17 protein-coding genes and 3 pseudogenes are annotated in these 21,203 nt (G+C 59.9%); 7 read left to right on the top strand and 13 right to left on the bottom strand.

Features of this window, described 5'->3' with window-relative positions; translation table 11 throughout:
* Nucleotides 1-189 precede the first annotated feature (189 nt).
* From ACFOJ9_RS02440 to ACFOJ9_RS02400, 9 genes and pseudogenes are all read right to left on the bottom strand, one after another.
* Nucleotides 190-2,157 (bottom strand): CocE/NonD family hydrolase, encoded by a 1,968-nt coding sequence (locus ACFOJ9_RS02440; RefSeq protein ID WP_378987530.1) that lies wholly within the window; start codon nt 2,155-2,157, stop codon nt 190-192.
* 290 nt (nt 2,158-2,447) lie between these two features.
* Nucleotides 2,448-3,500: an ABC transporter ATP-binding protein gene (locus tag ACFOJ9_RS02435; protein WP_378976814.1), complete on the bottom strand. Its 1,053-nt coding sequence runs from the start codon at nt 3,498-3,500 to the stop codon at nt 2,448-2,450.
* Entirely contained in the window at nt 3,497-4,513 is a 1,017-nt protein-coding gene (locus tag ACFOJ9_RS02430; RefSeq protein WP_378976812.1) for an ABC transporter ATP-binding protein, read from the bottom strand. Before ACFOJ9_RS02430 ends, ACFOJ9_RS02435 begins: the two co-directional genes overlap by 4 nt.
* Nucleotides 4,510-5,403, bottom strand: coding sequence for an ABC transporter permease (locus ACFOJ9_RS02425; RefSeq protein ID WP_378976810.1), 894 nt, complete (start codon nt 5,401-5,403; stop codon nt 4,510-4,512). The genes ACFOJ9_RS02430 and ACFOJ9_RS02425 overlap by 4 nt, the downstream gene beginning before the upstream one ends.
* Nucleotide 5,404: 1 nt before the next feature.
* Nucleotides 5,405-6,343, bottom strand: a complete 939-nt coding sequence (locus ACFOJ9_RS02420; protein WP_378976808.1) for an ABC transporter permease — start codon at nt 6,341-6,343, stop codon at nt 5,405-5,407.
* Between the two features lie 25 nt (nt 6,344-6,368).
* Nucleotides 6,369-7,949, bottom strand: a complete 1,581-nt coding sequence (locus ACFOJ9_RS02415; RefSeq protein WP_378976806.1) for an ABC transporter substrate-binding protein — start codon at nt 7,947-7,949, stop codon at nt 6,369-6,371.
* A 157-nt stretch (nt 7,950-8,106) separates the two neighbouring features.
* Nucleotides 8,107-9,296 (bottom strand): IS3 family transposase gene (locus tag ACFOJ9_RS02410; protein WP_378976804.1). Its coding sequence is split into 2 segments (ribosomal slippage): nt 8,107-9,044 and nt 9,044-9,296, totalling 1,191 coding nucleotides; the frame shifts between segments, so codons are not numbered across the junction.
* A gap of 154 nt (nt 9,297-9,450) precedes the next feature.
* Nucleotides 9,451-9,582 (bottom strand): annotated as a pseudogene (locus tag ACFOJ9_RS02405) (transposase); the annotation flags it as partial.
* A 220-nt stretch (nt 9,583-9,802) separates the two neighbouring features.
* The gene (locus ACFOJ9_RS02400; protein WP_095081716.1) at nt 9,803-10,927 is read right to left on the bottom strand and encodes an IS630 family transposase; all 1,125 of its coding nucleotides are present in this window, start codon (nt 10,925-10,927) and stop codon (nt 9,803-9,805) included.
* A 33-nt stretch (nt 10,928-10,960) separates the two neighbouring features.
* Here ACFOJ9_RS02400 and ACFOJ9_RS02395 point away from each other — a divergent pair, with 33 nt between their 5' ends.
* The gene (locus ACFOJ9_RS02395) at nt 10,961-11,278 is read left to right on the top strand and encodes a LexA family protein (RefSeq protein ID WP_095081630.1); all 318 of its coding nucleotides are present in this window, start codon (nt 10,961-10,963) and stop codon (nt 11,276-11,278) included.
* Between the two features lie 107 nt (nt 11,279-11,385).
* A pseudogene (locus ACFOJ9_RS02390) lies at nt 11,386-12,477 on the top strand (IS110 family transposase); the annotation flags it as partial.
* A gap of 319 nt (nt 12,478-12,796) precedes the next feature.
* On the opposite strand, the gene ACFOJ9_RS02385 reads toward ACFOJ9_RS02390, so the two are convergent.
* From ACFOJ9_RS02385 to ACFOJ9_RS02375, 3 genes are all read right to left on the bottom strand, one after another.
* Nucleotides 12,797-13,888: an IS630 family transposase gene (locus ACFOJ9_RS02385; RefSeq protein ID WP_378976802.1), complete on the bottom strand. Its 1,092-nt coding sequence runs from the start codon at nt 13,886-13,888 to the stop codon at nt 12,797-12,799.
* Between the two features lie 54 nt (nt 13,889-13,942).
* Nucleotides 13,943-14,755, bottom strand: coding sequence for an amidase family protein (locus ACFOJ9_RS02380; RefSeq protein ID WP_378976800.1), 813 nt, complete (start codon nt 14,753-14,755; stop codon nt 13,943-13,945).
* Between the two features lie 98 nt (nt 14,756-14,853).
* On the bottom strand, nt 14,854-16,194 hold the full coding sequence (locus ACFOJ9_RS02375) for an IS701 family transposase (RefSeq protein ID WP_378925689.1): 1,341 nt from the start codon (nt 16,192-16,194) through the stop codon (nt 14,854-14,856).
* A gap of 199 nt (nt 16,195-16,393) precedes the next feature.
* Between ACFOJ9_RS02375 and ACFOJ9_RS02370 the strand changes: the two genes are divergently transcribed.
* The 5 genes and pseudogenes from ACFOJ9_RS02370 (at nt 16,394) to tnpC (ending at nt 20,966) form a co-directional block, all read left to right on the top strand.
* Nucleotides 16,394-17,473 (top strand): IS5 family transposase, encoded by a 1,080-nt coding sequence (locus ACFOJ9_RS02370; RefSeq protein WP_378976622.1) that lies wholly within the window; start codon nt 16,394-16,396, stop codon nt 17,471-17,473.
* 201 nt (nt 17,474-17,674) lie between these two features.
* Nucleotides 17,675-18,436, top strand: a pseudogene (locus tag ACFOJ9_RS02365) (IS5 family transposase); the annotation flags it as partial.
* 83 nt (nt 18,437-18,519) lie between these two features.
* Nucleotides 18,520-18,891, top strand: coding sequence for an IS66-like element accessory protein TnpA (tnpA, locus tag ACFOJ9_RS02360; protein WP_378919519.1), 372 nt, complete (start codon nt 18,520-18,522; stop codon nt 18,889-18,891).
* A complete protein-coding gene (tnpB, locus tag ACFOJ9_RS02355) occupies nt 18,888-19,241 on the top strand; it encodes an IS66 family insertion sequence element accessory protein TnpB (RefSeq protein WP_378976798.1) in 354 nt (117 codons plus the stop codon). Before tnpA ends, tnpB begins: the two co-directional genes overlap by 4 nt.
* A gap of 45 nt (nt 19,242-19,286) precedes the next feature.
* Nucleotides 19,287-20,966 carry an IS66 family transposase gene (gene tnpC / locus ACFOJ9_RS02350; protein WP_378976796.1) on the top strand — a complete coding sequence of 560 codons (1,680 nt, stop codon included), beginning with the start codon at nt 19,287-19,289 and terminating at the stop codon, nt 20,964-20,966.
* Here the strand turns inward: tnpC and ACFOJ9_RS02345 are convergent.
* Nucleotides 20,947-21,180 carry a DUF6429 family protein gene (locus ACFOJ9_RS02345; protein ID WP_378919521.1) on the bottom strand — a complete coding sequence of 78 codons (234 nt, stop codon included), beginning with the start codon at nt 21,178-21,180 and terminating at the stop codon, nt 20,947-20,949. The two genes, tnpC and ACFOJ9_RS02345, sit on opposite strands and share 20 nt — an antisense overlap.
* Nucleotides 21,181-21,203 lie beyond the last annotated feature (23 nt).

Here is a 21,203-nt window from a genome sequence, read left to right as displayed (position 1 = left end):
CCAGCTATTGAAACTGCAAAATACTCATCTGGCAGTTGACTGAGCCCGAGATGCTCGTCCGGGGCGGTGTTACCATTTTGCGATATCAGCTAACGCGTTGGGTGGCGGGCGATGCTCCTCCCAAGGTGTGCTTCAACGCTCCAACGACAAGGTTGCCGCAGCTGATTGCCACGCTTCTTCCCTGCTGGATTAAAGCAGGCCGCGCGGAATGGTTTCGGACCATTCTCTTGCGAACACCTCGATTTCGTCCAGGCCCTCGATGGCGCGCACCTTGCGGTGTAGGTAGAAGTGTTGAGGGTCGCAACTCATGCTGTGTTCGGTCTTGATCGTAACCTGCCACTGGTCACGTTGGTAGGTGAAATTCCATTGGCTTTCGAAGATGGCCGATGCTGGATTGTCGGGATGGATGGCGTAGCGCATCCGAACATCGCTGCCTACGGCCATTCCGTGATGCGGATTGATCTTCTGGCCGAAGTCATCGAACGTATCCAGCACTACCGTGCCATCCTCCAAGGTATGCGGCTTTGAGGTGCTACTGGCTGGACGCATCTGCTGGGCTTGTAGCTTGGGATACTCCCGTGGCGGACCGGGGTCCAATGGCGGGATTTCCTCAGTTACTGTTCGAATTGGCAGGTGTAGCGTGCTATTTTCCAAGTGCAGCGTGACCACTGCATTTCCAGGCGCTGGCCAGACCAATGGCCAATAAGAGGTCGACAGCGCCAGCCGAAGGACATGTCCGGCTCTCAGTCGATGGGCGCACTCGTTCAGCTCTATCTCGGCTTCGTAGACCTGCCCCGGCACCAGTGCTTGCGGGCTCTCATGGCTGGCAAAATGGGTCAGGTTCAGGGGGCGAAAGGTAACCCGCTGCGAAACGCCCTCGGGTGAGACGTCGCACAGGCGCGCCACGATCTGAGCCACTGGTCTGTCAACTGAAAAGGCAAACTTCAGTTTGGGACGACCGAGCAGTTCCATCGGCTCTGTCAGCGGTGCTGTGTCAAAGCAGGTCGACAGAGCATCGTCGGCTGCCTGGTCCTCGGCAAGTTCGTTGTCGATGCGCATGCCTGGGCAGTAGTACCCTCCTGTCTGACCGATGTGCGCAGGGCTTGAGACAGCTATAGTCCCCAAGGTCGCATTGTCCTTCAACCCATCTGACCCCAGGAAAAGAACTCGGTCATTCACGTGGGGTGAGGGCCAGCTCTGCTCCGCCACCCAACGGCCCACGCGTGGGCCGTACTTCTTGCTCGGGTTGAAATGTTCCTGGATGTAAACACGGTAAGCGGGGAGGTCCTCCGCGCCGTTCTGCTTCCCCTTCAGCCAGCGGTCGAACCAGCGAAGCGCTTCCGAATGGAAATCTGCAGGATCGAGCCGCGAAAGGTGGGAATAGCTGTGTTCCCAGGGCCCGATCATGGCTTTGCACGGAACCTGGAGGTTCGCCGCCAGCGCCGGCGGCGCATTGACATACGGGTCCGCCCAGCCGGTGATTGCCAGAACTGGCGCCTCAATGCGCGACCAGTCCTCGCAGACCGAGCCGTGCTTCCAGAATTCATCCCGTGTCGGATGACGCATCCAGTCAACGGCAGAGAAGGGAACGTTTTCCAGTCGTGCGATCCAGTCCTCACGCCAGTCAGCGCGTAGTCGAGGATCCGCCGGACGGGTTAACCAGGCAAACAACTGGGTGGCTCCGTTCAGATTGTCGCTGAGCAGGCAGCCGCCCATGAAATGAATGTCATCGGCGTAGCGATCAACGGTGGAGGCCATGCTGATCACCGCCTTCAGCGCTGGTGGGCGGCGATATGCCAGCTGCAAACCATTGAACCCGCCCCACGAGATGCCGATCATCCCAATGTTGCCGTCGCACCATTCCTGCGCTGCGATCCAGGTCAGAACCGCCTCGCCGTCGCTCAACTCCTGCTCGGAATATTCGTCGTCGAACTGCCCCTCGCTGTCACCCGTTCCGGCAATGTCGACACGCACGCACGCATAGCCCGCATCGGCAAAAACGCGATGCGTCGTCTCATCGCGCCCCGCAGTTCCATCGCGCTTGCGGTAAGGCAGATACTCGAAAATGGCAGGTGCCGCTCCCCCTGAGGCGGGAAGCCAAATCCTGGCCGCCAACCTGCGCCCGTCCGGCATCCGAATCCATTCGTTCTCAATCACTTTCGCCAACATATGCGCTCCCCGGCCTTCGATTCTGCGTAAAACTCTGATGATGATGACGCTAGCACGACTGTTCTCTTTGGAAGTCGCGCAAAACCAACCTGCCGAATGATCTTATTTCGCCCTCTCGCCCGTTGTTACGTCGCATCCGGCCAAGCTGAAGAACACCTTCACGAGTCCGGAACGACGGGGGAGAGGGTCGGTTTGATTGTGCGCATTTTTGCTATTAGGCGTCTGGACCATGCTCGACCGCCGATGTGGGAGTCAGAACAGCGGGGGCGGATTAGTGGCTAGGCTTTGATAGAGGTCGGTGCCATGGCGGCAGAAAGTGTCTGCTGCTCCAGTTGCGGCGCGGCTTCCCGCTCCAGCGGAAAATGGCACCTGAAGCTGTGCTTCGGGTCATGCGGGTCTGCTGAAGGATCGGGGAAGACCCGGCCGCAGATGTCCTGCGCGTAGCGACAGCGCGTGTGGAACTCGCAGCCGGACGGCCGCCGCAGCAGGCTGGGGACCTCGCCCTTAAGCTCGATCCTGTTGAGCACAGCATCCGGGTCAGGCTCGGGATTAGCCGCAAGCAGCGCCTCGGTGTAGGGATGACGCGGTTGATCGAAAATGCCGTCGGTCGAGCCGACTTCAATGAAGCGGCCGAGATACATGATCGCCATGCGATCGGTCATGTGGCGCACGACATTGAGATTGTGTGAGATGATCAGGATCGCCATGCCCAGTTCGTCCTGGAGGCGCGCGAGCAGGTTTAGCACCTCGCCCTGCACCGAGACATCGAGGCCTGCGGTCGGCTCATCGGCGATGATTAGGTCCGGCGTGACGGCAAGGGCTCGCGCGATGCCCACGCGCCTAGCCTGACCTCCGGAAAGCTGATGGGGATAGCGGCGAGCAAAATCCGCCGGCAAGCCAACCATCCGAAGTAGGCGCTCGGCCTCGGCTCCGAGGTCGCAATCCTTTAATCCATGGATTCGAAAAGGTTCTGTCAGGATCGATCGAACCGTCAGCCTCGGCGAGAGTGATCCAATTGGATCCTGGAACATCATCGACATGCGCCGCAAGTACGGCTTGCGTTCGGCTCCCCTGAGCCCCTCAATTTCCTGTCCCTCGAAGCTAATGCTACCGCTAACTGCCCGTTGCAACCCGATTATCGTGCGAGCGATAGTGGATTTGCCTGAGCCGCTTTCGCCGACAAGGGCCAGAGTCTCGCCTTTGCGGACCTCAAAGGAGACACCACATACCGCGTCTATGAAAGGAGCCTTTGTGCCGGTGGCCAGCGCTTTCAGCGGACCCATCGTGCGGAAGCGCACACGCAAATCCTGGACGCGAAGCAGCGCACTCATGCCGACACCAGCCGCTCTTCCCCGAGGAGATGGCATCGCGCGACTTGGTCCACGCCGACTCGGTACTCGCCCGGGTTCTCTTGTACGCAGCGGCTGATCGCATGCTGGCAACGTGTGCGGAAGATGCATCCTATTTTGTTGCCGAGGAGACTGGGCACTTCACCGGGTATGGTCGGCAAAGTGCGTGTCTTCTTTCTGATCCGTCCCGGGTCGCACTCAAGCAGCGCGCGCGTGTAGGGGTGGGCAGGTTTGTGGAATATATCCCGAACCGCCCCCTGCTCCACCACCTCGCCGGCATACATGACGGCGACCCGGTCGCACAGCTCAGCCACAGCGCCGAGATGGTGAGAAACGAAGAGGATCGAACAACCGATCTCTTTCTGCAGATCCTTGAGTAGACGGATGATCTGCACCTCCAGCGTTGCATCGAGGGCAGTGGTCGGCTCGTCGGCGATGAGGAGCGCCGGTCTCACAAGAAGCGCCATTGCGATGCAGATGCGCTGGCGCATACCACCTGAGAAGTGATGCGGGTAGCCGCCGATGCGGCTTTGGGGATCGGGAATTCCGACCCGGTGAAGCATCTCGAGGGCACGAGCGCGCTTCTCGCTCCGGCTTCCTTGTTCGTGGTGCTGGATATCGATCATCTGGCTCTCGATATTCCGCACGGGATTGAGTGCGGTCATCGGGTCTTGGAAAATCATCGAAAGACGATCGCCGAGCAGGCTCCGACGCGCTGGAGCGGACATTTTGAGCAGGTCTTTACCTTCGAACACGATGCTGCCGGCTGTGACATCTGCATTTTCGGGAAGCAGGCCCATCGCCGCATAGGCGAGCGTCGATTTTCCGGATCCGCTTTCCCCAACGATCCCAACCACCTGTCCGAAGGGCACATCGAGCGAAACGTTACGAAGGGCGTGGACGCGCCCACGCGGTGTGCCGAAATCGAGACAGAGCCTGCGGATCTCCAAAAGCGGAAGGGCGGACGTAGGGGATATCGAATCATCGCGTCTCATAGGTCTTTCCGCAGCTTGGGATCGAATATGTCGCGCAGTGCCTCGCCCAGGAAGGTAAAGCCGAGCGTGGCGAGGACGATCGGAATACCGCCAGCGATAACCAGCCAGACCGTCTGTTGGATGTAGCTATATCCATCGTAAAGGATCGATCCCCAGTCGGGCGTCGGTGGGCGCACGCCCATGCCGAGAAAGCTTAGGCCTGCCGCTACGGCGATGACGGCCGGGATGTCCATGCTGACCAGAATCAGAAGCGGTCCTAGTACGTTAGGAGCCACGTGATAGGCGAGGATCCGGGTCGTGCTCGCGCCCATGCTGTGCTCAGCGGCAATGTACTCACTATTGCGTAGGGCCTGCGTCTGGGTACGGACGACACGCGCGTAGATCGGCACTGAGCCGATCGCGATCACGAAAATGAGAGTGGCGAGACTGGGTCCAAGAAGCGCGATCATAGCCATCGCGAAAATGATGCCAGGAATGGAGCGGTTCGTATCGAAGACAAGTAAGAGCAAATTGTCCAGCCAACGCGGCCCTATGCCTGCGATGAGACCGAGTAAAAGGCCGACCGCCAGCGAACTACCAAGGGAGGCGAAAGCGACGAGGAGCGGGATGCGCCCGCCCATCATGACACGCGAAAACGTGTCGCGACCCAACTGGTCCGTGCCCAGCAGAAAATCCATTGAAGGGCCGGCCAGACGCGGCCCAACCATAATGCGGGTCGGGTCGTGCGTGATAATGAGCGGGGCAAATAGCGCACTTGCCACCACGACCACGACGAGTACTGCTCCTAGCACGCCCAGGCGGTTGCTGCGCATTTGCCGGAGGAAGGTGCGAAATGTGCCTAGGCTCTCTTCCTCATTGGCTTCGGGGTTGATTGCTTCAACACTCGCCATGCTAGAGGTTCTCGCGGGTTCGAGGATCGAGCGCTGCAGCGATCAGATCGGAGAGTGTCGTCGCGACAACGACAAGGAAGGTGGTCACCAGCACGGTGCCCAGCACGATTGGATAGTTGCGCGCTTCGACCGCGTTTTTGATCAGCGCGCCGACGCCAGGTCTTGCGAAGACCACCTCGATAAATACGGCAGATGAAAGCAGCCAAGCTATACCCACGCCGAGGATAGTCACGGTTGGCAGAATTGCGAGCGGCAGAGCATAACGCATAACGATGCGCCATTCCGGAATGCCGAAGGAGCGAGCCATGCGTATGTGGTTTTCTCCCAGGATTTCGAGCATGGATGCGCGTATTAGTCGGGAGATATACCCAACCCAGCCGATTCCGATGGCGAAGCCTGGTAGAACCAGATGGACGAAACCGTCCCAAGAACCATGGCCAGCTCCTATTGCCGGCAGCCAGCGTAAAGTCACGGCAAAAATCAGAAGCGCGTACACTGCCATCACAAATGAAGGAATAGCGATAGTGGCGACTGCTACAATTCCAAAGACCTGGTCGATCAAAGAATTCCGACGCATCGCCGAGTAGCACCCAAGCGGCAGGGCCACCACAACCGCCCAAAAGATCGACGCCAGGATCAGTTCGATTGTATACGGCAATTGCTCGAAAACGATGTCGGCAACAGGTCTCTGGCTGAACACATCAAAACCAAGGTTGCCGTGGAGCAACCCTCCAAAGAATGTGACCATTTGCACGACAAAAGGTTTATCGAGCCCCATCTGCTGACGTATCTGCGCTATCATTTCCGGGGTCGCCCGTGGGCCGAGCAGAGCCACGGCAGGATCGCCCGGAACTGCATGGATCATCAGGAACAAAACCGCCACCGCGGTCACAATGATTGCAACCGCCAGGACAATGCGTTTGAAGAGATATAGCAACATGTTGCCGTGCCGATCAAACTGAAGTCTAGACCGGCTTGAAATCGAGATAGAGCGGGTTCCCGTCCGGGCGGGTTGCGCCTTCCACCTGCGTGGTACGGTATGCCAATACAGATGCCTCGTTGGTTAAGAACCGGTAGGCACCCGACTCCTCCATCAGATCCTGCATTTCGTAATAGAGCTTTGCCCGCGCGTCTGGGTCGTCGATCGTGACCGCCTTGGCAACCAGTTCGTCAAACCGCTCGCTGCGGAAACGCTCCCAGTTCCAAACGCCGACCTGATCTTGCGTGAACCACGACACTTCGTAGTGCGGATCCGGCAGACCGATGAAGCTATTGACGATGAGCTGCAATTCCTTCCAGCGATCACCCTCGGACTGCATGCCGAGCGTCCAGAATGTACTGGTATCCCGGACATTAACCTCGACCGAAATGCCAATCTGAGACAATTGTGCCTGTACCGTCTGGGCTATAGTTGAATGACCGCTTTCATTCCTGCAGTCAATGGTCAGGGCCAAGTCGGTGACGCCGGCCTTCTCGAGGAACTCCTTGGCCTTTGCTAGGTCGCCTTCTGGTGGAACGAGGGCCTCTTCCCGATGTCCGACAAGGCCCGAAGCGATGGTCCCCGTGGCCACTTCGACCTCACCGGCATAGGCGGCATCCAGTATCTGCGGCACATTAATCGCCCATTGAATCGCCTTTCGGACATTGATGTCCTTCAACTTCGGATTCTCGATATTCATGCCGATCCAGACGTAGCCGATCGACGGCCTTTTCTCTACTTTGGTGTTCGCAGGCGGAGTTTTCTTGAATGTAGCGAGCGAATCCAAGCTGATCCCGGTGAAGTCGATGTCGCCGGCTTGATAGGCGCGCTCCGCTGCTTTGACGTCGTCGATCGGCAAGATGCGGATTTCGTCAAAGCCTGGCTTCGGCCCTGACCATTCCGGATTGCGAGTCAACGATATGTATTGTTTCGGCTTCCAGTCGGCGAGCACATACGGTCCAGAGAAAGCAGGCGGCTTCATGCCGAAATCACCGCCGTCCTTGGTTGCTTGCATCACCGCGTTCTCGCAAACGATTTGGCCCGCAGCATAGGGAAGCGGAACGAGCCAGACCGGCGCGTATGGCTCTTTAAATACGATCACGCCGGTATAGTCATCCTCCAACTCGACATGATCGAACGGCCCCCAATCGGGCTTCGTGGGTGCATTGAGCTTAATCACGCGCTCGAACGAGAACTTGACATCCTTCGCGGTCAACTCGCCGTGGCCCCCGGTGAAATTAATGCCCTTCTTTAGGTGAAAGCGAATATGGGTCGGATCGACCTGCTCAATCTTTTCCGCCGCCTCGAGTTCCCAGCCCCATTCGGAACCAGGCTTGTAGCGAATGAGCGTCGAATAGATGCAGTTCATCACATCAACTTCGACGGCACGTGCGTAGAAGGCGGGATCGAGTTTAGTGAGGTCCCCATAGGAGCTAGCTTTGAGCACCTTGCCCTCGGCTGCCCAAATGGCTTGCGACAATGGCATGCCGCTTGCGAAAATGCCCCCTCCAAGCGCGGCGCCGGTCTTCAGAAAGCACCGGCGGCTCACATTGCGTATGTCTTTCATAAATGTTCCCCTTTTCAACTTGAGCGATCTTCTTTGCAGGCGGACCGTTTTCACATCACGGCATTGACCATAAATGACGGCTGCACGCGGGGCACTCGAAATAACCTCAAGTAGGGCGTTACATATTTTCGATCCAAGATGACCTGCCACTGAACATTCATCCAGCGGCGATTAGAGCCTTGGCCGTTTCTGTTACGCCTCTTGGCGCGGGTTGAGCAACCGGCGGAGGCGCAGAGCCTTCCATCAGCACAGCGTCGGAGCCGGTTGCGGTGATGTCCTCGGCGTATGCCGCCGGGGTCTGGTAGCCGAGCGAGGAATGAGGCCTCGCGGTGTTGAAGTCCTCCCGCCATTCGGCGATGGCGCTGCGGGCGTGGTCGAGGCCGAAGAACAGGCTCTCGTTCAAAAGCTCATCGCGCATGCGACCGTTGAAGGATTCGACATAACCGTTCTGCATCGGCTTGCCCGGCGCGATGTAGTGCCATTCGATCCCGTGATCCTTCGACCATGCAAGGATGGCGTTCGACGTGAACTCCGTGCCGTGGTCGGAGACGATCATGCTTGGCTTGCCGCGCTGGGCGATCAGTTCCGTCAGCTCGCGAGCAACCCGACGGCCGGAGATCGAGGTGTCCGGAATCGCGGCCAGACATTCGCGTGTCACGTCGTCGACGATGTTGAGCACACGGAAGCGCCGGCCGCAGGCGAACTGGTCATGGACGAAATCCAGCGACCAGCGCGCATTCGGCTTTGCCTCGACCAGGATCGGCGCCCGCGTGCCGACTGCTCGCCGTCTTGCCCGGCGCTTGCGCACCGTCAGACCTTCCTCGCGATAGAGACGGTAGATACGGTTGACCCCAGATGCCTCGCCCTCGCGCCTGAGCAGGATGAACAGCCGCCGGTAGCCGAAGCGTCGGCGCTCGTTCGCGAGGTCACGCAGCCGACCACGCAGCTCCGTCTCTGGCGGTCGGCGAGACTGGTAGCGGATCATCTTGCGATCGGCGCAGACGAAGGAACAGGCCCGACGCTCCGACAGGCCCATGACGGCCTGCAGATGCGCGACGGCTTCGCGCTTGGCGGCGGGCCCTACCATTTTTTTGACAGAAGCTCACGCAGCGCCGAGGCTTCGAGCATCTGGTCGGCGAGCAGCTTCTTCAGCTTGGCGTTCTCGTCTTCCAGAGCCTTCAGGCGCTTGGCGTCAGAGACGTCCATCCCGCCATACTTGGCCTTCCAGTTATACAGCGTCGCCTCCGAGACCCCGTGCTTGCGGGCCAGATCGCCCGCCTTCGCACCCGCCTCATGCTCGCGCAGAACCGCGATGATCTGCTCTTCCGTAAAACGCTTTCTCTTCATCAGTCCGTCCTTCAATCAAGGCCCGGACTCTAAGCTCAGATGGAGGAAATTCTCAGTGGCAGGTCAAAGAAGCGCCGCAGTGTCCGCTGAAACGCTCGTCGTTATCAGCCTGCGCCTAAAACGTAAGAGTCCGTTTTGAAATTCAGGGATGGGCACGGCCGCGACGCCCAGGCTTGGGCATTAACGGGGCGATCTGCTCCCATTCCTCGTCCGTCAAATCGGATGGGTAGCGCTTGGTTTTCTTGGCGATCTGGGCCATTCGCCCACGGCTCTGCTCGGTCCACATCCAGAGCTTGAATCACAAATCGCTTCACCGCAAAGCCCCGACCCCTCGATTTTCCAAACGGACTCTAAGCGGTGCGCCCAGACACCTTCCGCGAAACCAAATGGGTGTCTGTAGTGGGCCGGTCGCATTGGACTATTCCCAATCCAGAATTGCCGCCAGCGACTGCCACCTTGCCCTCAGTTTGCATCAAGAAATTCTTCCTAGTACCTCTGCACAGAGGTTATGACTCTTTGGAAGTCGGCTTGGGATAGGCTTTGGCCATCTTAAGGCGTGCGTTTTCGGTAGAGAACATCCAGTTGATGCGAGCGCCACTGGTGTTTCGCAGGTGCTCCCAGGCAGCGGTCTCCGCGACGAGGCGATCATAGCTATTGATGCGACGATCGAGGCACTGGCCGCGCAGGACGCCGATTTCGATCTCGACCATGTTGAGCCAGCTGGCGTGTTTGGGCGTGTAGTGGAATTCCAGCCGTCGAAGGACGCGTCGCGCCTCTGAAGCAGGCAGAGCCTGGTAGAGCGCGGCGGCCGAGTGGGTTGACAGATTGTCGAGCACCACCCTGACGCGTTCGGCCTGCGGGTAATGGATATCGACGAGGTCGCGCATGCAATGGGCAAAGTCTTCCGCGGCGCGCCGCTCGGTGACCTTGACTTTGCGCCAGGAGCGGTGTGCGTCGAGGAAGACGAACAGGTTGGCGGTGCCGTTGCGCTTGTACTCGCAGTCATACCGCTCAAGCCGGCCCGGTTCGGCCGGGATCGGCTGTCGCACCTCGCCGATGAGTTGGGTCGGGCTTTCGTCGAAGCACACCACCGGTCGCTTCGGGTCCGGTGCCTCGGCATAGAGGTCGAGCACGTCCTCCATGCGCGCGACATACTCGGCGTCGACCTTGGGGATGCACCACATGTCCTTGCGCCAGGGCTTGAGATCGTTGTCTGCCAAGCGTCGGCGCACCGTCTCGCGCGACAGTTCTTGGTGATCGGTCAGCTTGACGAACTCACCGGCCAGCAGTTCCAGGGTCCAGCGGGCGCGGCCCGGCGGCGGACTGGAACAGGCGGTGGCCACCAGCAGGGCTTCTTCCTTGCCCGTCAGCTTGCGTTGCGCGCCTGCGCGTGGCTCTTCGCTGAGCGCCGCCTCCAGACCCATCTCCACGAAGCGGCGCTTGGTGCGATAGACAGTGGAGCCGCCGACCACCACCGTCGCGGCAATGGCCTCGTCACCCAAGCCCGCGTCGACGGCGAGCAGGATCTGCGCCCGCTTGAGCTTGCGAGCCGGCTGCTTGCCGCCTGCCAGCATCGCTGTGAGTTCATCGCGTTCGGGTTGGTCGAGATCGACACGATAGCGTAGATTCATCCAGAAAGCCTCCTCGGTTGCCAAGGGTTCCGGATGAATCGAAAATTGAATCAATTACTTGACGGGCAAACGCCTGCGGGTCCCAGCTTCACCGAAAAACAGGGCCAGTACCTCGCCTTCATCTGGGCTTATATGCAGATCAACCGCCAGCCGCCGGCCGAACGCGACATGCAACGCTATTTCGGCGTCACCCCGCCGTCCGTCCACCAGATGGTGCTAACCCTCGAACGCTCCGGCCTCATCCGCAGGCAACCAGGTGTCGCGCGCAGCATCCAACTGCTCGTCGACCACGACATCCTACCCAAACTTCAGCCGGTTCAACCCGTCATAACCTCTGTGCAGAGGTACTAGTCCCTATGATTGCTGGGCCTGAGGGCGGCCCGTCATCCGATATGCAACGGTACGAGGGTTAAGCCGGCTGGGCCGGCACAGAGCCTCATGCATAGGAGACGGGCCACATGGAACATACCCGATTTGTCGGTTTGGATATTCACAAAGAACGGATTTCAATCGCGGTGGCGGAGAACGGGCGCTCCGGTTCGGTGGAGTATCTTGGCGAGATTGCGAATGACCCTGATGCCATCAGCAAGCTGTGCGATCGTCTGGGGAAGTCCGGTAAACCGCTGGTGTTTTGCTATGAGGCCGGACCGTGCGGCTATGGCGTTCATCGCCAACTGACAAGCCTCGGCCATCGATGCGACGTGGTGGCGCCGTCACTGATTCCGAAGAAGCCCGGCGATCGCGTGAAGACGAACCGTCGCGATGCGACCATGCTCGCCCGCCTCCACCGGGCCGGCGAGTTGACGCCGGTCTGGGTGCCCGACGCCGATCATGAAGCCATGCGCGACCTGATCCGGCTGCGCAGCGTCGTGCGACAAGTGGTGACGCGAGCGCGCCAACATCTTCAAGGATTTCTGCTGCGTCACGGACGCAAGCACGAGCGGGGAACCGCCTGGCGAATGGCTTATCGGCGATGGCTTTCGACATTGGCCTTCGAACATCCCGCTCAGCAGATCGCATTTCAGGACTACGTCGATGCCGTCATGGATGCGGAACGGCGCCTGCGGCAGGTCGAGGAACAGATACTCAGCCTTCTCCCGGAATGGGACCAGCGCCCGGTCGTTGACGCCTTGCAGGCGATGCGCGGGATCGCGCTGATCAATGCCGTGGTGCTGGTCGCGGAGGTCGGTGACTTCACACGCTTCTCAAACCCACGTCAGCTCATGGCCTATTTCGGCTTGGTCCCGGGCGAGCGATCGAGCGGCGAGAGCGTCTGGCGCGGCGGCATCACCAAGACCGGCAACACCCATGCCCGGCGCGCGCTGGTCGAAGGCGCCTGGGCTTACCGGATGAGGCCGCGCATCGGCCGTCACAAGGTCGATCGAATCGAGGCGTTGCCAAAAGTCGTTCGCGACATCGGATGGAAAGCGCAGGTTCGACTGTGTACCCGATATCGTCGGCTCAGCGCGCGCGGCAAGAACGCCAACGTCGTCAATGTCGCCATCGCACGCGAGATGGTGGGCTTCATCTGGTCGATCGCCTGCACGGTTCAATCACCCCAAAGGCGGCATGACATCAACTTGACAGGCAGCCAGGAGAGGAGATCGCAACATCCAACATCAGCCTCGGCGCGATATACGGTGCTGGAGGCGGGACAATGCCGGGGAGCCCTCGTCTCCACTATGAGCCTTGACGCTCGCCACCTAGACAGAGGCAGCCCCAAACGAAACAAGGTCATGCGGCTCGACCCGCGGATGAGAGATTGTTGACCGACGTTCAAGTCCCGCCTCTTGCACCTCATATCCGCCGTACAAGTACCTCGGCCGCCGATCGGATTCGGCCGACTGCAACCTATGCCAAAGGCTATTGTCAGCAATCATGAGAGTGGATGGAATCCAACGCTTGGTGCCCGCGTTTAACGGCAGCGATGATTTTGTCTGGGTCGGCGGCCCAAGTGAAGGGCTTTGGTTTCTGGTTGTGCTCAGCGAGAAAGCGGTTGATTGCCGCCTGGAGGTCGACGACCGAGTGGAAGACGCCTCGCTTGAGGCGCCGCTTCGACAGTTTGGCAAAGAAGCCCTCGACGGCGTTGAGCCACGAGCACGAGGTCGGGGTGAAGTGGAAGGTAAAGCGTTGATGGCGGTCGAGCCAGGCACGCACCTTGGGATGCTTGTGAACGGCGTAGTTGTCGAGGATGACGTGGACGGCCTTGCCGGCCGGCACTTGCGCCTCGATGGCGTTGAGGAAGCGGATGAACTCCTGGTGGCGGTGGCGCTGCATGTTCTTGCCGATGACGGTGCCGTCCAGCACGTTGAGGGCGGCAAACAGCGTGGTCGTGCCATGCCGTTTGTAGTCGTGCGTCATGGTGCCGAGCCGTCCCTTCTTCATGGGCAGACCAGGCTGCGTGCGGTCGAGCGCCTGGATCTGGCTCTTCTCATCGACCGACAGCACGATGGCGTGGGCCGGCGGATCAACATAGAGGCCGACGACGTCGCGCAGCTTGTCGACGAATTTCGGATCGTTGGAGAGCTTGAACTGCCGCCAGCGATTTGGCTGCAGCCCGTGCGTCTTCCAGATGCGGCGCACCGCGCTGGCGCTAATGCCGGCCGCCGTCGCCATCATGTCGGCGGTCCAGTGCGTCGTCTCGCCCGGCGGGTCTGCAAGCGTCAGCGCTACCACGCGCTCGGCCACCTCGGGTCCGAGTGGCGCAATGCGCGAGGGCCGCGTCTTGTCGCGCAGCAGCCCTTCGAAGCCTTCGGCGGCGAAGCGCTCCTGCCAGCGCCACACGCAGGTCTTGGACTTGCCGGTTTGCCGCATGATCTCGACGGTGCCCACGCCGTCGTCACTCAACAGAACGATCTCGGCGCGCCAGACATGCTTCTGCGGCGCATTACGATCCCTGAGCAGCGCCGTCAGGCGCTGGCGATCGATCGGCGAAACGGTCAACGAAATTCCTGTACGCATGCGCCAGACTCGCATGCACGCCCACCAAAGGGAATCCCAAACAGGACTCTTATGTCAGGAGGAAACCACTAGACCCTGCGCCGCTGCCAAAGCCTTGTCTTGTCCCGTTATCCCTGCAAACAAAGGTGGTCGCCGCTTTGTCCAAGGGATTGCCTGTTCCAGATCCCGGGCGACGCGGACAACGGTCGACTCATGGGCGAAGCGTCCGACGATTTGAATGCCGACAGGCAATCCTTTGGAACTGCAAAAGAGTGGCAATGATACAGACGGTTGGCCGGTCACACTAAATATACCAAGATATTGACAGAGTGCCGCGTCGAATGTCAGTAGATCGTCTGCGGACATGTTTCCGAGACTCATAGAGTAGGCATCATGCGGAAGAGCGGTGCAAGGCATTGTAGGTGTCAGCAGGATATCAAAACCCTGAATGGCTTTCCCGACATCGAAACGTATCTTGCGGGCGTGTTCGAAAACTCTTTCTGCGTGGGACAGAGGAAGATTCTTCGCCCTCTCATAAATTATAAGATTTAGCGCTTCGAGTGTCGTTTCATCTACCTTTCGGCCGAGAGCGCTTGCCTCGGCATCTAGATTTGCATAGCTGAGATAATAAGAGCCAACTATCAATTCCCGGTATTCCGCAGCAGAAAATGGCTGGGGAATTTCCTCCACCTCATGCCCCATCCCCTCAAGCACCTTGGCCGTTTCCGCCACCCGGTCGCGAATTTCCGGATCGAGCTTGACTTCCGCCCATGAATTCAACGCGACACCCACCCTCAAACGGCTGCTCGAACACGAAAGCTCTTCAACATAGGGACGTTCAGCTCCGGGAATAATGAATGGATCGCCCGGGTAGTTTCCGGATAGCACGTCTAGTCTTACTGCGTCATAAATTTGGATATTTCGGCTTCGACTGAGCGCAGCAGGGACATCGCATCAATCTGCGGGCAAGTGCGACGGTCAGTTTTCTATGCAGCGTCGCGATCGAATTTGAGGTGTGCCGTTCGGGGCGAATGGGCGGGCTCGCTGGATCGTGAACCGCGGGGAATAGGAGGTTTTTCGCTGCTTTTGGAACGGGCGATTGCTGAGGGGGGAATCGTCTCCCGTTCGGAGAGGAGAAACCCGTAAGCCGCGATGCAAAGACTGGCGTGATGATGGAATCCGCGCCAACCTCGACCCTCGTAGTGGCCAAGGCCCAGTTCCTGCTTGAGCTCGCGATAATCCCGTTCAATCCGCCACCTTAGCTTGGTCGTGGCAACAAGATCACGCAGCGCGGTCGTTTCCGGCAGGGTCGAAAGCCAGTATTTGAGCGGCTCTTTGTCACCTTCGGGCCATTCGACAAGCAACCATTCTTCGGCGTGCGGATGTCCGAGATTATAGTCTCTGGACGCGACACGAAGACGAACAGCGGTAAAGCGCGACGCAAGATCGGTATTGCTGCCCTCCCGCCATATGACGGTCTGCCACGCGTCTATCGGCAGACTTTCCGCAAGCGCCTTGGCTGAAAGAGGTTGATGATCCGCGCTTCGTTGCATCAGCGACGGCGGCCGACCCTTTCCGCTCCAGGTCTTGGGCGGTAGCGGTCCTTCGCCTGGGCGCCAAACACTGAGCGTCGGCTGGACACCCACGACATAGCTGAGGCCCAGCTCGGTCAATCCTCGGCGGAACCCGCCGTCTGCGCCGTAACCGGCGTCGGCAAGGATCACGCCCGCCGGCATCTGCGTCTCTAGCGCCGCACGTACTTGTTCAAGCGCGATCTGTGGCTTGGTTTGAAATAGGATCTCGTCCGGGATCTTCGCCTTCTTCCGGCGCTCTGGATCATTTGCCCAGATCTCAGGTAGATAAAGCTGCCAGGCAACCGGTAAGCTGGCCCCCTCATTCGCAATCGAAAGACTGACGGCAACCTGGCAATTGTCCTGCTTGCCGAGCTGGCCGCAATATTGGCGTGCGACACCGACGGAATGCTTCCCCTTCTTTGGAAAGCCAGTGTCGTCGACAATCCAGGCGGTGATCGCACCGCCACGCTCGATCATGCGCGGCAAGGCCCAATCACGAACGCGCGCCAGCAGTGCGTCATCCGACCAAGGCGCTTGTCCCACGAAATGCAAAAGCGATTGATGCTTGGCCGAAACACGTGATGGCGCCGTAACGGCGGCCAGGGGCTCCACGCTTTTGCGCGCCACCGGCATCATCAAACCCGTACAATAATCCCGCAGCGGCTCTGCCCGATCGGCATGGCCTATGACCTCGACCAGTGCTTCCAAATACCCATCAAACGCGGCTGCTTCGCAACCGTCCTCGCTGACCATGGCGCCCATCCATCGCTGTGAATCGCCAACCTATCACAACCAGGTCGCCTACGAATCCCCCTCCGCGCGCTTTCGTGACTCAGTAAGACTAGCAGGCTGTTGAAAAAGCCTCTCGCGACCGGATTGGAGGTCTCGAAAAACCTCCCCATTTTGACCGGTTTGTGATTCACTGCCGTTGCGATTTGGAAGGAGGGATTGGATGCGGGGACAGGCCGGGTTCTGGGATATCGATGAGCGCTATGCTCGGCTAAGCGAAGCCGGCGATCCCCTGGAGAAGTTGAACGCCGTTGTGCCGTGGGAGGTTTTCCGCAAGCCTTTGGCCAAGGTGCTGAAGCGCTCGGACGGCGCCAGGGGCGGTCGTCCTGCCTACGCCCCGGTGATGATGTTCAAGATCATGGTGCTGCAGGCGCTCTACGGGCTGTCCGACGACCAGGCCGAGTTCCAGATCCAGGACCGGCTGTCCTTCATGCGCTTCCTCGGACTGGGGCTCGGCGACAGAGTGCCAGACGCCAAGACGATTTGGCTGTTTCGCGAGCATCTGACGCAGGCCTGCGCGGTGGAGAACCTGTTTGCCCGCTTCGACAAGCACCTCGCCAAGGCCGGCTATCTGGCGATGGGCGGGCAGATCGTCGACGCCACCATCGTGGCGGCGCCGAAGCAGCGCAACACCGACGCCGAGAAGGCCGACATCAAGGCGGGCAAGGTGCCGGACGCATGGAAGGAGAAGCCGGCCAAGCTGCGCCAGAAGGATCGCGATGCCCGCTGGACGGTGAAGTTCTCCAAGGCCAAGGTCGCCGAGGAGGGAAAGGCGCAGCAGCGCGACATCGCCATTCCCGCTTTCGGCTACAAGAACCATGCCGCCATCGACCGCCGGCACGGCTTCATCCGCGGCTGGAACGTCACGAGCGCATCCGCCTATGACGGCGCGCAGCTTCGCAACGTGCTCAACCGCGCCAATACCGGGTCTACGGTCTGGGCCGACACCGCCTATCGCTCGAAGAAGAACGAGGAGTGGCTCGACCGGAACGGATATGTCTCCGAAATCCACCACAAGAAGCCGAAGGGCCGGCCTATGAGCGAAGCGACGTCGCGGGCCAACGGCCGGCGCTCAAAGACCCGAGCCTTCGTCGAGCACGTCTTCGCCCGTCAGAAGGCGCAGATGAAACTCTTCATCCGCACGATCGGCATCGCCCGCGCCAGGACCAAGATCGGCATGACGAACCTCGCCTACAATCTGATGCGCTACGTCTGGCACCAGGGGCGAACTGCGCCTGCATGACGCCAAAAGCGGCGGAAAACGCCGCCGCGACGCCAAACTCGGCACCCAGCATCAACCTCAACGACCAAAACCGAAGCCACTTCCCGCCATCAGCCCGGGCCGAACCGCTTTGCCGCCCCACAGGTCTCGGAAATGCCGTAGTTCGAGGTGCCCGATTGGGATCATGATTCACTGTCACCGAAGGAACTCGGAGACTGAATCGTGCGCGGTGGCGACAATCGAACTGGCGAACTGTTCAGCTATGTGGACCTCGAGGCGCGGGTTCGGCGGGATCATCCGCTTCGGACGATCCGTGCGATCGTGAACGAGGCACTGTCGGCGCTGGAGCGAGAATTCGCGGCGCTGTATTCGCCGATCGGGCGACCATCGATCCCGCCGGAGAAGTTGCTTCGGGCTATGCTGCTACAGGCGTTCTATTCGATCCGTTCGGAGCGTCTGCTGATGGAGCGGCTGGAATACGATCTTCTATTCCGCTGGTTCGTCGGCATCGGTGTTGACGACGCGGCGTGGGACCATTCGGTGTTCTCGAAGAACCGCGACCGGCTGCTCGAAGGCGATATCGCGGCGAAGTTTCTGAACGCGGTCTTGGCACGGCCCAAGGTGAAGAAGCTTCTCTCCACGGATCACTTCTCAGTCGATGGCACGCTGATCGAGGCTTGGGCCTCGATCAAGAGCTTCAAGCCGAAAGACGGCCCGGATGAGCCGCCGTCGGGTGGCGGCGGGCGCAATGAGGAGGCGGACTTCCACGGCCAGAAGCGGTCGAACGAGACGCATGCCTCGACGACCGATCCCGATGCGAGGCTCTACCGCAAGGGCAAAGGCAAGGAAGCCAAGCTCAGCTTCATGGGGCATGGGTTGATGGAGAACCGCCATGGTTTGCTGGTCGATGCCTGCCTGACGCCGGCTGACGGGCATGCCGAACGGGTGGCGGCGCTGCACATGATCGAGCCGCATGCCGACCGTACGCATCCGAGGTGGGCCGCCTTGTGAGAATTGTCGGATTTGGCACTGACTGTCCTTATTGACGTCAATACGGACAGTGCGGAATGGAACGACTTGAGATTATCGATAGCGGCCGGCGGCGACGCTTCAGCAAAGAGATGAAGCTGCAGATTGTCGCCGAGAGCTATTCGGAACCTGGCTTGTGTGCGACGACGGCGCGACGACATGGGATATCGCGTTCGCAGTTGTATGAATGGCGCCGGCTCGCACGAGCTTGGCAACTGGATGTTGGGTCACCTGTCGGTGGCTTTGTCCCGGCGCTGCTTGTCTCGGAGGTAGAGCCGGCAGCAGGGGCATTGCCGACCGCCGGCCGGATGGAGGTTGTCAGCGCCAACGGTCACCGTGTGATCGTGGACCGCGATGTCGATGTTGAAGCGCTACTCCGGATCATGCGCGGATTGGAGACGCTGCTGTGAATCCGTTTCCGATAGGAACAGGGGTCAAGGTCTGGCTTTCGACGGGGTTCACGGACATGCGCTGTGGCTTTCCCTCTCTGGCGCTTCGGGTGCAGGAGGTTCTGAAGCATGATCCGTTGTCAGGGCATCTCTTCGTCTTCAGGGGGCGCAGATCGGATATTTTGAAGATCATCTGGCATGACGGTCTGGGCGCCTGCCTTTTTACCCGGCGGCTGGAGAAAGGCCGGTTTATCTGGCCGGACATGGAGGGCGGCGCGGTAGCGATCTCACCGGCGCAATTGTCTTATTTGCTGTCCGGGATCGACTGGCGCAATCCGCAGGAAACCTGGCGTCCGACACGGGTCGGATAGCATTATTGCATTGAAAATATTGAGTGAATCTGATTCACAGGCTTCATGATCTCGAAGCCAGTGGATCTTCCTGCGGACCTTGCGAGCGCCTACCTGGCGCTGCTTTCCGAGTGTGAGATGTTACAGGCTGAACGCGACGTCGTTGTTGCCGAGCGGGACATCGCGGTGGCGCAAGCCGCCAATGCGCAGGCCATGCTGTCGGACAGTGAGGCCTTGATTGCCAGTCTGGAGCTGGCGATCGAAAAGCTGAAGCGCGAAATGCGCGGCCGGCGATCCGAACGCACGGCGCGCCTGATCGACCAAATGGAATTGCAGCTCGAAGAACTGGTGATGGCGGCGACGGAAGATGAAGCCGCAGCTCAGGCGGCTGCCGCCAAAACCGCGAACGTGCGTTCGTTCACGCGCAAACGGCCGGTTCGCAAGCCGTGGCCGGAGGACATCGAACGTGAACGCGTAATTATCGATCCGCCGGCCACCTGCACATGCTGCGGCGGGTCGCGCCTGTCGAAACTGGGCGAGGACGTCACCGAGACGCTCGAGGAGGTTCCGCGCCGGTTCAAGGTGATCGAGACGGTGCGGGAGAAATTTACCTGCCGCGACTGCGAGGCGATCAGCCAGCCGCCGGCGCCGTTCCATGCCACACCGCGCGGCTTCATCGGTCCTCATCTGCTGGCGACGATCCTCTTTGACAAGTTTGGCATGCATAGCCCTCTCAACCGCCAGAGCACCCGGTTCAAATGCGAGGGCATCGAGCTTTCGACCTCGACGCTGGCCGACCAGGTCGGGCATGGCACAGCTGCGCTCCTGCCGATTTTTGATCTGATCGAGGCGCATGTTTTCGCGGCCGAGCGCCTTTTTGGCGACGACACCACCATTCCCATTCAGGCCAAAGACAAATGCACGACCGGGCGCATATGGACCTACGTGCGCGATGACCGGTCCTACGGCGGCGCGGCGGCGCCGGCGGCCATATACTATGCGTCGAGCGACCGCCGCGGCGAGCATCCGCAGAAGCACCTGGCCGGGTATGGCGGCATTCTGCAGAGTGATTGTTACAATGGCTTCGAGCCGCTCAGTGTCGCCGAAAAGAAAGCAGTACCGATCACCTTCGCCTTTTGCCATGCGCACGCGCGGCGCAAATTCTTTGAACTGGCCGATATCCAGAAAAGTGCCCGCGAGCGCAAACGCAAAGGCAAGCCGATCTCGCCGATCGCCCTGGAGGCCGTCCAACGGTACGAGGCGTTGTTCGAGATCGAGCGCGAGATCAATGGATTGAGCGCCACAGAACGACTGGCCGCGCGGCAGGAAAAGAGCAAGCCGCTGTTCGATGACATGCACGCGTGGCTGAAACGGGAGCGCGCAACGCTCAGCAAATCGTCCGAAGTGGTCGAGCCGATCGATTACATGCTGAAGCGCTGGGATGGTTTTGCCCGTTTCCTGGAAGATGGCCGGATTTGTCTCACGAACAACGCGGCGGAGCGCGCGCTCAAAGGTATTGCTCTTGGGCGCCGGAACTGGACCTTCGCCGGTTCTCAGCGTGGGGCCGATCGTGCCGCCATCATGCTCTCCGTCATCACGACCTGCCGTCTCAACGACGTTGACCCAAAGGCGTGGCTCGCCGATGTGTTCGCCCGCATCGCCGATCTTCCCGTCTCGCGCCTACACGAACTGCTGCCTTGGCAATGGAAGTCACACAAAGGGACGGCTATTGCGGCCGTCGCGTAAACAGCTCCCGGAACAATGCTTGCGAACGCTCCAAGCCTTCATCGGTCAGGATCAACGACTTCGACTTGTTGACCGGGTCGCCGATCATGCCCTTCTTGTGAAGCCGATCCGTCGTTGCCCAATCGAAGCCCTTCCAGGCACACCGCTCGTTATGCAGCGTCAGCCATAACAGCGCCAGAACGGCATCGTCGATCTTGTCCTCATCGATCTCCATGAACCGACGCTACCACGCGCGGC

Origin of the sequence: Mesorhizobium cantuariense, from assembly GCF_042647205.1 — a bacterium.
GTDB classification, from domain to species: domain Bacteria; phylum Pseudomonadota; class Alphaproteobacteria; order Rhizobiales; family Rhizobiaceae; genus Mesorhizobium; species Mesorhizobium cantuariense.
Note: the sequence above shows the minus strand (reverse complement) of the source record. Positions and strands in the feature narration are given on the sequence as shown.

Bases quoted from the DNA above. Each gene is read 5' to 3' on its own strand.
- ACFOJ9_RS02435 (WP_378976814.1), bottom strand. From the start codon at position 3,500: ATGAGTGCGCTGCTTCGCGTCCAGGATTTGCGTGTGCGCTTCCGCACG.
- ACFOJ9_RS02430 (WP_378976812.1), bottom strand. From the start codon at position 4,513: ATGAGACGCGATGATTCGATATCCCCTACGTCCGCCCTTCCGCTTTTG.
- ACFOJ9_RS02425 (WP_378976810.1), bottom strand. From the start codon at position 5,403: ATGGCGAGTGTTGAAGCAATCAACCCCGAAGCCAATGAGGAAGAGAGC.
- ACFOJ9_RS02420 (WP_378976808.1), bottom strand. From the start codon at position 6,343: ATGTTGCTATATCTCTTCAAACGCATTGTCCTGGCGGTTGCAATCATT.
- ACFOJ9_RS02415 (WP_378976806.1), bottom strand. From the start codon at position 7,949: ATGAAAGACATACGCAATGTGAGCCGCCGGTGCTTTCTGAAGACCGGC.
- ACFOJ9_RS02400 (WP_095081716.1), bottom strand. From the start codon at position 10,927: ATGAATCTACGCTATCGTGTCGATCTCGACCAACCCGAACGCGATGAA.
- ACFOJ9_RS02395 (WP_095081630.1), top strand. From the start codon at position 10,961: ATGAATCGAAAATTGAATCAATTACTTGACGGGCAAACGCCTGCGGGT.
- ACFOJ9_RS02385 (WP_378976802.1), bottom strand. From the start codon at position 13,888: ATGCGTACAGGAATTTCGTTGACCGTTTCGCCGATCGATCGCCAGCGC.
- ACFOJ9_RS02375 (WP_378925689.1), bottom strand. From the start codon at position 16,194: ATGGTCAGCGAGGACGGTTGCGAAGCAGCCGCGTTTGATGGGTATTTG.
- ACFOJ9_RS02370 (WP_378976622.1), top strand. From the start codon at position 16,394: ATGCGGGGACAGGCCGGGTTCTGGGATATCGATGAGCGCTATGCTCGG.
- tnpA (WP_378919519.1), top strand. From the start codon at position 18,520: ATGGAACGACTTGAGATTATCGATAGCGGCCGGCGGCGACGCTTCAGC.
- tnpC (WP_378976796.1), top strand. From the start codon at position 19,287: ATGATCTCGAAGCCAGTGGATCTTCCTGCGGACCTTGCGAGCGCCTAC.
- ACFOJ9_RS02345 (WP_378919521.1), bottom strand. From the start codon at position 21,180: ATGGAGATCGATGAGGACAAGATCGACGATGCCGTTCTGGCGCTGTTA.